Source organism: Streptococcus mitis (assembly GCF_001281025.1).
Lineage (GTDB): Bacteria > Bacillota > Bacilli > Lactobacillales > Streptococcaceae > Streptococcus > Streptococcus mitis_AK.
Window position 1 is genome coordinate 904,374 of record NZ_CP012646.1, and the last position, 15,209, is coordinate 919,582.

Genomic DNA, 15,209 nt, shown 5'->3' on the forward strand with positions numbered 1-15,209 from the left:
TGGACGTACTCCAACCGCATCTGTTCGTGATAATGGAGACGGAAGTCATACAATCGTTATTACAAATCCAGAAGGTGTGACAACTGAAACCACAGTTCGTGATGGTAAATCACCAAAAGTGACTATAACTGATGAACAAAATGGAACTCATAAGATCTCAGTTCTAAATGGTGATGGAACAACTACTGAAACAATCATTAAAGATGGTAAATCACCAGTAGCAACAGTTAGAGATAACCAAGACGGTACTTACACTATTCGTGTAGAAAACGGTAATGGTACTGTTTCTGAAACCACAGTTCGTGATGGTAAATCACCAACTGCTAAGGTTGTGGATAACGGAGATGGAACTCACACGATCACAGTTGTGAACTCAGACGGTACAACTACAACAACTACAGTTCGTGATGGTAAAGAACCAAAACTTGAAGTGATTGATAACAACAATGGTTCACACACTATTAAAGTGACAGGTGCTGATGGTAAAGAAACTACAACTACAATCTTTGATGGTAAATCACCAAAAGCGAACATCGTTGATAACGGAGACGGAACTCATACATTAACAATCGTAGATTCTGATGGCCGTGAATACAAATCTATTATCAAAGATGGTAAAGACGGCAAAGATGGCGTTTCACCAACTGTAACTGTTAAAAATAATAACGATGGAACTCACGTTGTTACAATTACTAACCCAGATGGAAGCAAAACAGAAATGGTGATTAAAGACGGTAAAGATGGTAAATCACCAAAAGTTTCTGTTGAAGATAATGGTGATGGTAGTCATACAATCACAATCATCAATTCTGACGGCACTGTGACAAAAACAGTTGTTAAAGACGGTAAAGATGGTCGCGATGGACGTGATGGCAAAGATGGTAAGGACGGCAAAGATGGTAAATGTGGATGCCAAGACAGAACGGTAACACCATCAAATGACAAACCAGTTCCTCCAACACGTAATGTGCCAGAAGGACCAACGTTTGCAATGCCAGAACCACCAGTTCATGAATTGCCAGAATTCAACGGTGGTGTTCCAGGAATGCCAGAAGTTCATGAATTGCCAGAATTCAACGGTGGTGTTCCAGGTATGCCTGAAGTTACTGAAGTACCAGAATTAGATATGCCAACAGTACCAGCACAACCAACACCAAGTGTACCGGTTAAACCTGTGCCAGTACAACCAACACCAAATGTACCGGTTAAACCTGTGCCAGCGCAACCAACACCAAATGTACCGACACCAGAAGTGCCAGTACAACCAACTCCAGTTGTTCCAACACCAGAAGTACCGGTTAAACCAGTACCAGCGGTTCCAGAACAACCAGTAGTACCAACACCGGCTCAACCAGCAACTCCAGTAAATGCTAACCCAGTAGTACCAACTACAGTTAAAGAAAACCATGGGGACAAATTACCAGAAACTGGAAGCCAATCTGATTATATCTCTGTTCTTCTAGGTAGCGGTATTCTATTGAGCCTATATGTAGGTCGAAGAAAAGAAGATTAATCAGCCAAAAGCAGTCACTAATTTCTCGAAAGAAGATGATAAGTGATAGATCTCGAATGAAAGAATATTCTTAGAATGATTTTCCTATGATGGAAAAGACTGCTAAAAACCTTGAGTGGTAACGCTCAAGGTTTTTTTGGATGAGTGATGTTTGTCTGAAAATCTTGATTGAGTCTAAAAAAGCCACCCTATTAGGTGGCGATAATTGATTTAGACTTTTAAAAATTCTTTATTTTTTACTGAATTGCTGCGAGCAAGTCTTGAGCTTGTTTCTCAAGTGAGTTTAGGATTGTTTCTTCTAGAACTAATTTTCCGTCTGCCCAGGCAGAGTCGTTGACACGTGCAGCAGTGAAATCACCAACGACTTGTGTACGGATAAATGGCAAGAGGTCTTTATAGATAGCGAAAAGTTGATCGTGACCTGCATTGGCTACAGATGATACGGTGACAAACTTGTCTTGAAGAGCAGAAGCGCCACGTGTATCAGATAAGTCAAGGGCACGAGATAGCCAGTCAAGCAAGTTTTTCACTGTTCCAGGGATAGAGAAGTTGTAGACTGGAGAGAAGATCCAGATGGCATCCGCAGCGAGAACCGCTTCGCGAGCAGCCGCTACAGCTGGATGTGTTGGAACTTCCAAATCTTGGCTGAAGAGAGGAAGGGCTGAATAATCAAGGTAACTAACTTGCGCTTTACCAGCAATTGCTTTCTCAGCTTCGAGAGCCATTTGGTGGTTGAAAGAACCTTGACGTAGTGATCCGACGATAAATAATACTTTTTTAGACATGATGTGTCTCCTTTTTCTTAAATTTCCGAGAAGTCTCTCGTTGTTATAAAATATATTACAACAAAACAAAAGGACTTGCAAGAAATTTGCTCAAAGATTATTTGAAAACTATAAAATTGCTGAAACTCTAGTCAGTTGCCACTGGAAAAGTAAGAACTGTTTTTTGGATTCTGGTTTGCTTTGAAGGAAGAAATAAAGTGCGATTGTTCCTATATTCACTTGTAATATGATGACATAAGTGCTAAAATAAACAAGAAAACTCGCAATAGAAAGTGCATAACAGCTATTTTCCGGTATCATTTCATAAATTATTAAAGGAACAATAATGGCATTGAAGAATGCTTCTAAAAGGGGTGGAGATCATGTAAGGCAAAGATTAACAAGTGACGGACAAAAGAAATAATAATACACTTGTTAAGGAGAAAAAATGTTAATAAGAAATTATCGGAAAAATATTGGCCTGATGGCCGGAGTTGAGTTTTTTGCTTTTTTAGGGATTACCAGCTTTTGGATTCTATTTCTCAGTCAAAACGGAATGTCTCTTTGGCAGATTGGACTTCTGGAAAGTATCTTTCATGCGACCAGTCTTCTCTGCGAAATTCCATCTGGAATGTTAGCTGACCGCTATTCCTATAAGACCAACCTTTATTTAAGTCGAATAGCAGGGATTGTGTCTTCTATTCTCATGTTGGCTGGGCAGGGAAATTTTTGGATTTATGCACTAGCTATGGCGGTAAGTGCCTTGTCTTATAATTTTGATTCAGGGACAAGCGCAGCAATGGTTTATGATTCAGCCGTGGAAGCTGGACTCAAGAAGCGTTACTTATCTATTTCAAGTTTTATGTCAGGAGTGTCAGAAGGAACTCAGTCTTTGGGGACCGTTTTGGCAGGATTTTTTGTCCATGGTCAATTGCACCTGACTTACTATATCATGATTGCGACTTCTATCATAGTTCTTTTCCTGATTTGGATGCTGAAAGAACCTAGTGTCAAGCTAGAAAAAGCTGATAGTGTGACCATGAAACAGATTATTTGGACTGTTAAGGAAGAGTTGGAGCGAAATCCTATGCTGTTTAACTGGATGATTTTGTCTCAGATTGTCGGAACACTTATGTGCATGTTTTATTTTTACTATCAAAATCAGTTACCGGATTTAAGTAGCTGGCAAATTTCAGCAGTTATGCTACTTGGAAGTCTCCTGAATATCCTTGCAGTCTATCTAGCGAGTAAGATTGGAAAGAAATATGCTGCCTTGAAGATTTTCCCTCTTCTCGTCCTGCTGACTGGAGTTACCTATATGTTGTCCTATTTTGGAACACCTCTAATCTATATTTTGATTTATTTGATTAGTAATGCTCTATATGCTCTTTTTCAGCCGATTTTTGACAATGATTTGCAAGAGCGGCTCCCAAGTGAAGTAAGGGCAACCATGCTAAGTGTCTACTCTATGATGTTTAGCCTAAGTATGATTGTGTTCTTCCCGCTGACAGGGTGGTTGATTGACAATTTAGGCTTTGTGCTAACATTTCTTTATCTAGGATTATTTTTAGTATTGATTAGCCTTCTACTGCCTATCTTTTTAGGAAAAATGGCTAAAAGAATGGATGATAAAGTGATTCCATAGATCAAAAAAATTTATGAAAACTTGAGTGCCAAGCTCAGGTTTTTTAATAGGTTGATTTTGGAGCTGCCTTTACTTTTCTTGCTCGGTTTTAATCAAGAAAAATCTGTTTTGTTTGAAGAGAGAAATAAAATGCGAGTATTCTTATATTCACTTGTAATAAAGCCCAATAGATGGTAAAATAGACGAGTGAAAAAAAGACAAAACAAAGCAAAAAATAATCTACTGTGGCAGTATGGTCTAGGGATGACGATTTTGTTTGTGGTTATCAGTGCTTCCTTTCTGTATCTGGTTTCTCTTAGCATGAAACCTTATCAAACAGCTAAAAGTGAAGGAGAAAAATTAGCTCAGCAGTATGCAGGATTAGAGCAGGCTGATCAGGTTGATTTATACAATGGCTTGGAATCTTATTACAGCGTTCTTGGTCGTAATAAACAGCAAGAAGAACTTGCTGTCCTGATTGGTAAAGATGACCATAAGATTTACGTTTATCAGCTAAATCAGGGTATTTCACAAGAAAAAGCAGAAGCGGTTTCTAAGGAAAAAGGAGCTGGCGAGATTGACAAAATTACCTTTGGTCGTTATCAAGACAAACCAATCTGGGAAGTCAAGTCAGGATCTGATTTTTATCTAGTAGATTTTGAAACAGGAGCATTGGTCAATAAGGAGGGCCTATGAAACTATCCAACCGTGTTTTAGAAATGGAAGAAAGTGTCACTTTAGCTAGTGATGCGAGAGCAAAAAAATTAAAAGCTCAAGGTAAGGATGTCCTTTTCTTGACCTTGGGACAACCAGATTTTCACACTCCTGAAAATATTCAGGATGCAGCAGTTAAAGCTATTCGAGAAGGACAGGCTTCCTTCTATACAGTAGCTTCAGGTCTACCAGAATTAAAAGCTGCAGTGAATACCTACTTCGAGCGCTACTATGGCTATTCTGTCGCAAGTAACGAGGTTACCTTTGCTACAGGTGCCAAGTTCTCCCTCTATACTTTCTTTATGGCTGTAATCAATCCTTTAGATGAGGTTATTATTCCAACTCCATACTGGGTTAGTTATGGAGATCAGGTCAAGATGGCAGAAGGGATTCCAGTCTTTGTTCAAGCTAAAGAAGACAATGATTTTAAAGTCACGGTGGATCAACTAGAACTAGTTAGGACAGATAAGACAAAGGTTTTGGTTCTCAATTCACCATCTAATCCGACTGGTATGATTTATACTCGTGAAGAATTACTAGCTATCGGAAATTGGGCAGTTGAGCATGACATTCTGATCTTAGCAGATGATATATACGGTCGCCTTGTTTATAATGGAAATGAATTTGTTCCAATCTCAAGTCTATCAGAAGCAATTCGTAAGCAAACCATTGTCATTAATGGTGTATCAAAAGCTTATGCCATGACGGGGTGGCGAGTTGGTTATGCGGTAGGTAATCCGGAAATCATTGCAGCTATGAGTAAATTGACAGGACAAACAACTTCAAATTTGACATCTGTTTCTCAATATGCGGCTATTGAAGCCTTAACAGGACCACAGGATTCTGTTGATATCATGCGTAAGGCTTTTGAGGAGCGTCTCAATACCATTTATCCGCTATTATGTGAGGTCCCTGGTTTTGAAGTCGTTAAGCCACAAGGAGCTTTCTATCTCTTCCCAAATGTCAAAAAAGCCATGGAGATGAAAGGCTATACGGATGTGACTGACTTTACAACAGCTATTCTTGAGGAAGTTGGTCTAGCACTCATAACAGGAGCAGGGTTTGGAGCACCTGAAAATGTGCGTCTCAGCTATGCGACAGACTTAGATACGCTCAAAGAAGCGGTTAAACGCTTGAAAGCATTTATGGGTAGTGAGAATGATTGATCATTTTGAAATTAAGGTAAAGAATTTACAAATTTCAGAAGGATTTTATAGGAGTTTTCTCGCTCCTTTGGGCTATAAATTGGCTTTTAAAACTACTTCTCTAATCAGTTTTCTTGCCCCAAATAGCCCTCATCCTGGTGGTGACTTTTGGTTAGCTCAGGGGACGCAAAATCCTATTCACTTTGCTTTCTTAGCAGAAAATAAGGAAGAGGTTCAAGCTTGTTATGAGGCTGGCTTAGAGGCAGGTGGGCTAGACAATGGTGCTCCTGGTTATCGCAGTGAGCATCCGATTTATTATGCTACTTTTATGATTGATCCAGATGGGAACAATATAGAGGTGGTTTGCCATAAAGAATAAAAAAGAAAAGGAAAAATAATGACAAAACGTGTAACGATTATTGATGTAAAAGACTATGTTGGTCAAGAAGTGACGATTGGTGCTTGGGTTGCCAACAAATCAGGAAAAGGGAAAATTGCCTTCTTGCAATTACGTGATGGAACAGCCTTCTTCCAAGGTGTAGCCTTTAAACCAAACTTTTTAGAAAAATTTGGTGAAGAAGTGGGACTTGAGAAGTTTGATGTTATCAAACGCTTGAGCCAAGAAACGTCTGTTTATGTGACAGGTATTGTTAAAGAAGACGAACGTTCTAAATTTGGTTATGAGTTGGACATTACAGACATCGAAGTGATCGGTGAATCTCAAGACTACCCAATTACACCAAAAGAACACGGAACAGACTTCTTGATGGACAACCGTCACTTGTGGCTCCGTTCTCGTAAGCAAGTAGCGGTGATGCAAATTCGTAACGCTATCATCTACGCAACTTATGAGTTCTTCGACAAGAACGGCTTCATGAAGTTTGATAGCCCGATTCTTTCAGGAAATGCAGCTGAAGATTCAACAGAACTCTTTGAAACGGACTACTTTGGGACTCCAGCTTACTTGAGTCAGTCAGGTCAGCTTTACCTAGAAGCAGGTGCTATGGCTCTTGGTCGTGTATTTGACTTTGGTCCAGTATTCCGTGCTGAAAAATCAAAAACACGCCGTCACTTGACTGAGTTCTGGATGATGGACGCAGAGTACTCATACTTGACACACGATGAGTCACTTGACTTGCAAGAAGCTTATGTGAAAGCTCTTCTTCAAGGTGTTCTTGACCGTGCGCCTCAAGCCTTGGAAACTTTGGAACGTGATACAGAGCTCCTGAAACGCTACATTGCAGAGCCATTCAAACGCATCACTTACGATCAAGCTATTGACCTCTTGCAAGAGCATGAAAATGATGAAGACGCTGACTACGAACATCTTGAGCATGGTGATGACTTTGGTTCACCACACGAAACTTGGATTTCAAACCACTTTGGTGTGCCAACATTTGTCATGAACTACCCAGCAGCCATCAAGGCCTTCTACATGAAACCAGTTCCTGGAAATCCAGAGCGCGTGCTTTGTGCAGACTTGCTTGCTCCAGAAGGCTATGGAGAAATCATCGGTGGTTCTATGCGTGAGGAAGACTATGATGCCCTTGTCACTAAGATGGATGAACTTGGTATGGACCGTACAGAGTATGAATTCTACCTTGACCTTCGTAAATATGGTACAGTTCCACATGGAGGATTTGGTATCGGTATCGAGCGTATGGTAACCTTCGCAGCAGGAACAAAACACATCCGTGAAGCCATTCCATTCCCACGTATGTTGCACCGTATTAAACCGTAAAATTAAAATAAAAAAGTTATTATAATAAAAGAAGGTGAAATCCCTTCTTTTTTGTATTTTGGCTACAAAAATAATATATAAAAGTACGAACATAAATCTCTTTTTGATTGACAATATTCTGGGAAATATGATAAAATCGAACTAGTGAATATTGTGTTGAGACTAGTTTAAGACTTCGTTCTTAAGCAAGAAAGGAAGTGAATATTAAACGTTTTAACATTATTCGAGTTTAACATATAAATAAAAAAGGAGAAACCATGTATTCAAGAATGGAAAAAAATCACGGACAAAAAGTGCAGCGCTTTTCAATCCGTAAGTATAGTTTTGGTGCGGCATCAGTAGCTGTAGCAGCTTACATGATGTTTGGTGGAGCAGCAACTGTTCAGGCGGATGCTCAAGTTACACCAAAGACGGCACCTGATTCACAAACAGTCCCAGATGCAAGTAATCAAGCAGATTCAACCATGCCTCTAGCTTCGACTGAAACTGCTACACCAACAGCTGAGCAACCAGCAGCCCCAGCTACAGCAACACCAGCACCTGAGGTAGCACAACCATCAGCACTAGCTGAAACACCAAAACCGGAAGAAGCACCAGCTAAAAAGGCTGACACAAGCAAATTGGAAGCAGCTATTGCTCGTATGGAAGCAGCCCTTGGCAAAGCAGTTCTAACTGAAAAGACTGCCTCAGCCATTGAAGCAGCAAAAGCAGAACTTGCTAAGGCTCAAGCCCTTTTGTCAAACGATAAAGCGACACAAAAAGAAGTTGATTTTTCAACAAGTTCATTGAAAAACAGAGCTTTTGTTCTTGAAAGTATGCCAAAAGCATCTGCAGACAAGAAGGAAGAAAAAGAAAATAAAAATCAAGATTCACGTAATGGAAAAGCTATTCCAGGACATGGTGAAAGTGGATTCAGAGATGCAGCACCAGCGACAGGATATAAAAATGATATTAATACTGTAAATGCTGAATTAAAAGCTGCGATCGATAAAGTAAAAGTAGAAATTACAAAAGAAGAAGCTTTAGGTGAAGGTAAAACAAACAAAGAAAAACTAGATGTTTTACGTGCTATTGTAGCAAAAGCTGAAGAAGAAAAAACAAAAGCGACAACAGCAGCAGCCAAAGCCGATGCTACAGAACAAGAACTTCAAGCAGCACTAACAGAAGCAAAACAAGAAAAAGATAGACTGAATTACTATCTAAATAATGCCGAAAACTGGGGAGCTCCAATTAATAATAACAGAGCTGGTTATGGTAATAACCCAGCAAACGGTGTTTTTGAAAGCATGAGTAACGGATTTGGTGCAGTTGATTTCTCAGGTCCTGCAGTAGAATCAAAAAGTAAAACGATTGAAGATCAAGTAAATAATCTTCAAAGTGAAAAACATTACGGTAAAGTAACTTACAATTGGAAGACTAAAAAAATCACTGCAGCAGAAGCTGAAGCAGGTGCATTAAACGGTTGGAAAATTGGCGGAGCAAAAGACTATGTAAATGCTGTTAAGCCAGAAGCACCAACAGATTATACTGTTGCTGGTGATCGAACAGAAGCGCCAAAACCAGCGAAAGCTTATGATGACAATGGTAAACATGATGCTTCAACTGCTACTCAAAACCAACCAAATGCAGATGGTAAGTTCTTAGGTGGTGCGATTACTCTAGATGGAATGAAAAATGACGATAGAGGAAATGTTAAAGATAGAGATTACTATCTTGAATTAGGAAGTAAAGGTGTTACTTTATCTAAAGAATATGATGTAAACCCTAATTCTGAATTATTCTTCAATATGGTTTACAATGGAGCATATGGTAAAGCTGCACTTTCAAGTCAAGGTGAAGAATTAAGTGTAGAAATTACAGATGCTTACACAGGTAAGAAAATTGCTTCTATTCCAATGAGAGATGGAAGCACTCCAACGGAAGCTACAGGAAGACCAGCAGGATCAAATGAAGGAACACCTTCTGATAGTTGGAATAATATTGCAAGAATTTATCATGTTCCAGAAGGAACAAGTAAAGTTAAAGTTACCATCAAAGCAAAAGATGATGGTGATTTTAAAGGTGTTCAAGATGGATTCATTATCGGTGGTGTAGGAATTGCTACTGGTCCTGGTATGCAATTAACTACAAATGTTACTAGTGAAGGTAAGAGTGGAGAGTACGGATTTACAAAAGATAAATTATATAAACGTTCTCAAGAAGGTAAATTAAACCTTGAATTGAAAAACGTTGGTGGTGTTGAAAATACATTCCCTTACGGTGGTACATTTAACATTAAAGTACAAATTCCAAAAGGTGTTAAATTAGGTACAGTTGATACTACAAATTACAAAAAATTAGATCTATCTAAAGCAAATGGTGAATCTATTTGGACTGATCAAGGATACTTAACAAATGTTCGTTATGATGAAGCGACTAATACATTAAGTATGGATGTGAATGCAGTTCAATATGGTAAGAACAACCTAAAAGCCGCAGGGGAAACATCAAGAAAATTCTCAATTCCATTTACGACTGAAGATGATTATGTAGGAGATGCTACATTTAAAGTTACAGGAACAGGTGGAATGGGTACTCAAGATGCTCAAGGAAATAGAATTTACCCATGGTTATGGACTGGAGATAAAGGACCTTACGCTTATGATGGAAACTACAAAGCTAATGGATTAAGATGGTCAGATGATCCAGATTACTACTATAATAGAACAATCTATATTGATGCTCGTAAACCTAAATCAGCTACAGTTGAAGAAGTCCACACAGATAGTATTGTAGGAGATTCTGATGCGAAAAATCAAGATAAATACTTATTAGTAAATACAGGTGATGCACCAGGTTCATTAACTCCGTCAGATGACGAAATTAAAGCTAATCTTAAAAAAGTAGCTGATAATAATGGAGTTACTTTATCAGATGAAGAAATAGCTAAAAGAATTGCTGAAATTAAAAAAGCATTACAAATTGAAAATGAAATTGGTAAGAAAATCGAAATCACATTACCAAATAATGATGTTTTAGAATTAGAGAAAAAAGATGATGGTTGGTATCAAGGAGATACTAAAGTAGAAACAACGCCTGAAGGTAAATTAAAAGTAAGTCTTAAAGATGTTAGTCTTCATACACATGAAGGTAATGATAAGATTGCTGTAACTTCAGTTTCACCAGTAGGAAATGTTTCTGAGCCAAGTTATGCAAACATTGTCAACGAAGCTCCAACAGTAGCAGTTGAGAAAAAAGATTTATACGTTTATAAAACTAAAGAAGCTGATAAATGGAACAATGAGAAGGTTCTAGAAAAAGCGAAACCATCAGCAACTGACTTAGAAGATGATCGTGACGGAGTTGATTCTACTAAACCATCAATTGCAGTAAGTGATGCAGGTAACCTAGATACAACTAAAGTTGGTGATTACACTGTAAAAGTTCAATCAACGGATAGTGAAGGTAAGAAATCTACAGAAGCAGAAGTAACTGTTCACGTATTAGACTTAATTACAGTAGACCCAACAGTAACAACTGATCCAACAAATCCAAGTACAACAGCTCCAGTATCTCCAAAAACAGCAGATACACCTGTAAAAGATGGAGATGAAAATCTTGGTAAATATCCAGCAGGATTGACACGTAATGACTTAGTTAAAGAAGTAACACGTACAATTAAGTATCTAAAAGAAGAAGATGCTGATAAGGCTGATGCAACTCCTTTATATGCTGAAAAAGTACAAAAAGTAACATACAAACGTACAGCAACTGTAAACCCACAAACAGGAGATGTAACTTACTCTGATTGGCAAGTTTACAATGAAGCTGATAAATTAACAGATGCTACAGCTGATGGAACAAAAGGTAAATTCAATGCTGTTGATTCACCAGTAGTAGCAAACTACTTATTAGTAAATGCTACAGATAAAACAGTAGCTGCAGAAGTTGCACCAGTTCCTGGAGAAAATGGTACAGTAGATCCTGTAGTTAAAAAAGTTCTTTATAAAGAAATTGGTTCATTTACACCTGAGTATCCAGCTGGTAAGAAACCACAAGATGCACCAGATACAATTAAATATCCTAACAATCCAAATGATCCAACAAAACCTGGTGATTTCAGTAAGGTAGTTATTCCTTATGTAGATGGATATGTTCCAACATATAATGGAGTAGAATTAACACCAGTTGATCCTGCAGATCCATCTAAAGGATACAAAGTTCCAGACAACTTTGACCCAACTGATAAATTCGGTAAAACTCCAATTCAATATGCACCTGGAATTCAAAAAGCTACAGTTAAATTTGTTTCTGTAGATAAAGATGGTAAAGAAACACCATTAGATGAGAAATTCAATATTAATGATCTTTCAGGTAAAGCAGGAACAAAAATTCCAGAAGACAAAATTCAAGCTCGTCTTGATGTGTTAAAATCAATGGGTTATGAAGTGAATGATAATCCGTTTGCTAAACCTGACGCTGAAAAACCAACATTTGATACAACTGCAGATACTGATACTGAAATCAGTCAAAACTTTGTTGTTAAATTAACTCCAAAAGTTTCAACACCAACTCCTGTTTATGTCGTAGAAGGTGATAAGCCAACAACAGACAAACTTAAAGATGCGGTTACTACAAAAGGAAATGATAAAACTGTAGATGAATCTAAGATTCCTGAAACAAAAGGAAAAGTTGGAGATGATACATTAACTGTACCAGTAACAGTAACATACGGTTCAGGTGATAATAAACGTGAAGAAACAGTAAATGTACCAGTGAAAGTTGTTAAAGGATATCCACAATTAGTAGCAGTAAGTGAGGATAAGAAACAACCTTCTCCAGAAGATAATATTGATACTTCAGACTATCCAGATGACGCAACATATGAATACAAAGAAGAAGTAGATACAACAGCACCTGGAGATAAGAAAGTAACAGTAGTTGTTAAACAAGGGGATAAAGTACTAGTAGAAGTACCAGCAACAGTACGTGTAGTAGATAGTAAACCACAATTTGTTGTTGCGGATCCTAAGAAACCACAACCAGATGTTAACTCAAGCATTACTCCAGATGAATATCCAAAAGGTACTACTTTTGAGTATAAAGAACCAGTTGACACAACAACAGCAGGTGAAAAAGATGTAGTCGTTGTAGCGAAATTAGATGGAGATACTTTAGTAGAAGTACCAGCTAAAGTAATGGTAGTAGATCCTAAGACACAATATGTGTTTGAAGACCCTGCTAAACCACAACCATCAGCTGATGAAAGTATCGATCCTGACCAATATCCAGAAGGAACTAAATTTACTTATAAAGATGGTGAAGTAGATACAACAACACCAGGAGATAAGAAAGTAACAGTAGTAGCTAAAGATGGCGAAGACAAACTTGTAGAAGTACCTGCAGTCGTTAAAGTATTACCATTAGTGAAACCTGAAGGATTAACAGTTCTTAAAGGAAGCGAAAACTTAGAAGCTGCAGTTAAAGCTAAAGCTGAAGAAGTAGTAGCTGCATTACCAAAAGATAAACTTCCTGAAGGTGTAACTGTAAAAGTTAAAGAAGTGAAAGCAGGAACTACACCAACAACAGCTGAAGTAACTGAAACAGGAAAACCAAAACCTGCGACAGTTGTTGTTGAATATACTGATGATAAAGGAAACGTTATTGGAACAAAAGAAGTAGAAGTTCCTGTAACAGTAATTGGATCAACTCCAAAATCAGTAGTTGTGTTTGAAGGAACAACGCCTGAAAAAGATAAAGTTAAAGAATCTGTAACACCAGGACAAGGTGGAACAGTTGGAGAACCAACAACATTACCAGAAACAGCTGGAAAAGCTGGAGCTACAGATGTAACAGTAGAAGTCCCAGTAACTTATCCAGGAATGAAAGATTCTGAGAAAGTAACAGTACCAGTAACAGTATTACCAGTAGCAAAAGCAGACGTAACAGTAGCCAAAAATACAACTCCAGACAAACTGAAAGAATTAGCAAAAGCTAAAGCTGATGAAGCAATTAAAGCAAAAGACTTTACAGATAAATTACCAAAAGATGCGAAAGTAACTGTAGGTGATGTAACAAAAGCTATTGAAGATAAAGTAACAGCTAACAAAGGAACTGGAGTAACAACTGTAGAAGTCCCAGTAACATACACAGTTGATGGAAAAGACTATACAACTACAATTCCAGTAAAAGTAAATGTGAAAGGTTCAGATGTTAAACCAGTCTACGTTGTAGAAGGTGACAAACCAAAAGCTGAAGATGTAAACAAAGCAATCACTCCAGATACAGATGGAACTAAAACACCTGTCACTGATGAAGATATCAACAAAGCTATCCCAACTACTGAAGGTAAAGTTGGAGTTAATGATATTAAAGTAACAACAAAAGTTACTTATAAAGATGGAGGAGAAGAAACAGTAGAAGTCCCAGTAACAGTATTGCCAAAAGTTTCTCCAGAAGGTGTAGTAGTACCGAAAGATACTGATAAAGGTACACTTGAAAAAGCTGTTGCTGATAAAGTAAAAGAATCAGCTGAAAATACCAAAGGTTTACCAGAAGGTGTAACAGTAACGTTTAAAGAAACTCCATTAACAACTCCAGGAACAGAAACAGCGGGTGAAAAAGACTCTGTAACTGTAACAGTTGAGTATAAAGATAAAGATGGAAACATTATTGCTACTAAAGAAGTTAAAGTACCAGTAATCGTAACACCAAAAGTAACTCCAGTGGTAGTGGAAGTTGGAACTCCAGTCACAGCAGAAGATGTTAAGAAACATGTTGACCTACCAAAAGATTGGGAAATTACAAATGTTGGAGAAATTCCAGCGACAACAACACCAGGTGAAAAACCAACGGTGCCAGTAGAAGTGAAATTACCAAATGGAAAAACAATTACAGTACAAGTCCCAGTAACAGTAACACCAAAAGTGACTCCAGTGGTAGTAAAAGTAGGAACTCCAGTCACAGCAGAAGATGTTAAGAAACGTGTTGATCTACCAAAAGATTGGGAAATTACAAATGTTGGAGAAATTCCAGCAACAACAACACCAGGAGCAAAACCAACTGTACCAGTAGAAGTGAAATTACCAAATGGAAAAACAGTTACAGTAAAAGTACCAGTAATCGTAACACCAAAAGTAACTCCAATCGAAGTAGAAGTAGGAACACCTATTACTAAAGATGATGTTAAGAAACATATCGAACTTCCTAAAGAAGAAGGATGGGAAATCATCGAAGAGAACTGGGTAATTCCAACAACAGAAACAGCTGGGAAAAAACCAGGAGTTAAGGTTAAGGTGAAATTACCAACAGGAGAAATCGTTGAGTTAGAAGTACCAGTAACAGTAACTCCAAAACGTGGTTCTGAGTCACAACCAAACAATGGTGGTGGAAATGGTGGTAACAACTACAGACCAACTCCTACTCCACAAACACCACAGACTCCACAAAATGTTCCGTCAAGACCAACTGCTCCTGATCAACCTGTAACTCCTACGGAACCAGGACAGCCAGCAACACCAAATCAAGCTCAACCAGCGGCACCAGCTCAAGCAGATGCAACAGTAGCAACTGACACAGCTGCTAAACCAGCAACACCTAAATATGTTGATGGTCAAAAAGAATTGCCTAACACAGGTACAGAAGCTAACGCTAGCCTCGCAGCGCTTGGACTTCTTGGAGCCTTAGGTGGATTTGGACTTCTTGCTCGCAAGAAAAAAGAAGACTAAAA

At 38.3% G+C, this 15,209-nt stretch carries 7 protein-coding genes and 2 pseudogenes; 8 read left to right on the plus strand and 1 reads right to left on the minus strand.

What is annotated here, in order from left to right; genetic code table 11:
* Positions 1–46: 46 nt before the first annotated feature.
* Together RN80_RS10280 and RN80_RS10285 are read left to right on the plus strand one after the other, a co-directional pair.
* Positions 47–577: pseudogene (locus tag RN80_RS10280) on the plus strand (collagen-flanked surface repeat-containing protein); the annotation flags it as partial.
* A 102-nt stretch (positions 578–679) separates the two neighbouring features.
* Positions 680–1,513: pseudogene (locus RN80_RS10285) on the plus strand (collagen-flanked surface repeat-containing protein); the annotation flags it as partial.
* A 236-nt stretch (positions 1,514–1,749) separates the two neighbouring features.
* On the opposite strand, the gene RN80_RS04465 reads toward RN80_RS10285, so the two are convergent.
* A complete protein-coding gene (locus tag RN80_RS04465; protein WP_060627784.1) occupies positions 1,750–2,298 on the minus strand; it encodes an NADPH-dependent FMN reductase in 549 nt (182 codons plus the stop codon).
* 427 nt (positions 2,299–2,725) lie between these two features.
* Here RN80_RS04465 and RN80_RS04470 point away from each other — a divergent pair, with 427 nt between their 5' ends.
* From RN80_RS04470 to RN80_RS04495, 6 genes are all read left to right on the plus strand, one after another.
* Positions 2,726–3,922, plus strand: a complete 1,197-nt coding sequence (locus RN80_RS04470; protein ID WP_060627785.1) for an MFS transporter — start codon at positions 2,726–2,728, stop codon at positions 3,920–3,922.
* 186 nt (positions 3,923–4,108) lie between these two features.
* Positions 4,109–4,597, plus strand: coding sequence for a cell wall elongation regulator TseB-like domain-containing protein (locus RN80_RS04475; protein ID WP_060627787.1), 489 nt, complete (start codon positions 4,109–4,111; stop codon positions 4,595–4,597).
* A complete protein-coding gene (locus RN80_RS04480; protein ID WP_060627789.1) occupies positions 4,594–5,781 on the plus strand; it encodes a pyridoxal phosphate-dependent aminotransferase in 1,188 nt (395 codons plus the stop codon). Before RN80_RS04475 ends, RN80_RS04480 begins: the two co-directional genes overlap by 4 nt.
* Positions 5,774–6,139: a VOC family protein gene (locus tag RN80_RS04485; protein WP_060627791.1), complete on the plus strand. Its 366-nt coding sequence runs from the start codon at positions 5,774–5,776 to the stop codon at positions 6,137–6,139. The genes RN80_RS04480 and RN80_RS04485 overlap by 8 nt, the downstream gene beginning before the upstream one ends.
* 18 nt (positions 6,140–6,157) lie before the next feature.
* The gene (asnS, locus tag RN80_RS04490; RefSeq protein WP_060627793.1) at positions 6,158–7,501 is read left to right on the plus strand and encodes an asparagine--tRNA ligase; all 1,344 of its coding nucleotides are present in this window, start codon (positions 6,158–6,160) and stop codon (positions 7,499–7,501) included.
* 257 nt (positions 7,502–7,758) lie between these two features.
* A complete protein-coding gene (locus RN80_RS04495; protein ID WP_060627795.1) occupies positions 7,759–15,207 on the plus strand; it encodes a Rib/alpha-like domain-containing protein in 7,449 nt (2,482 codons plus the stop codon).
* Positions 15,208–15,209: the final 2 nt, after the last annotated feature.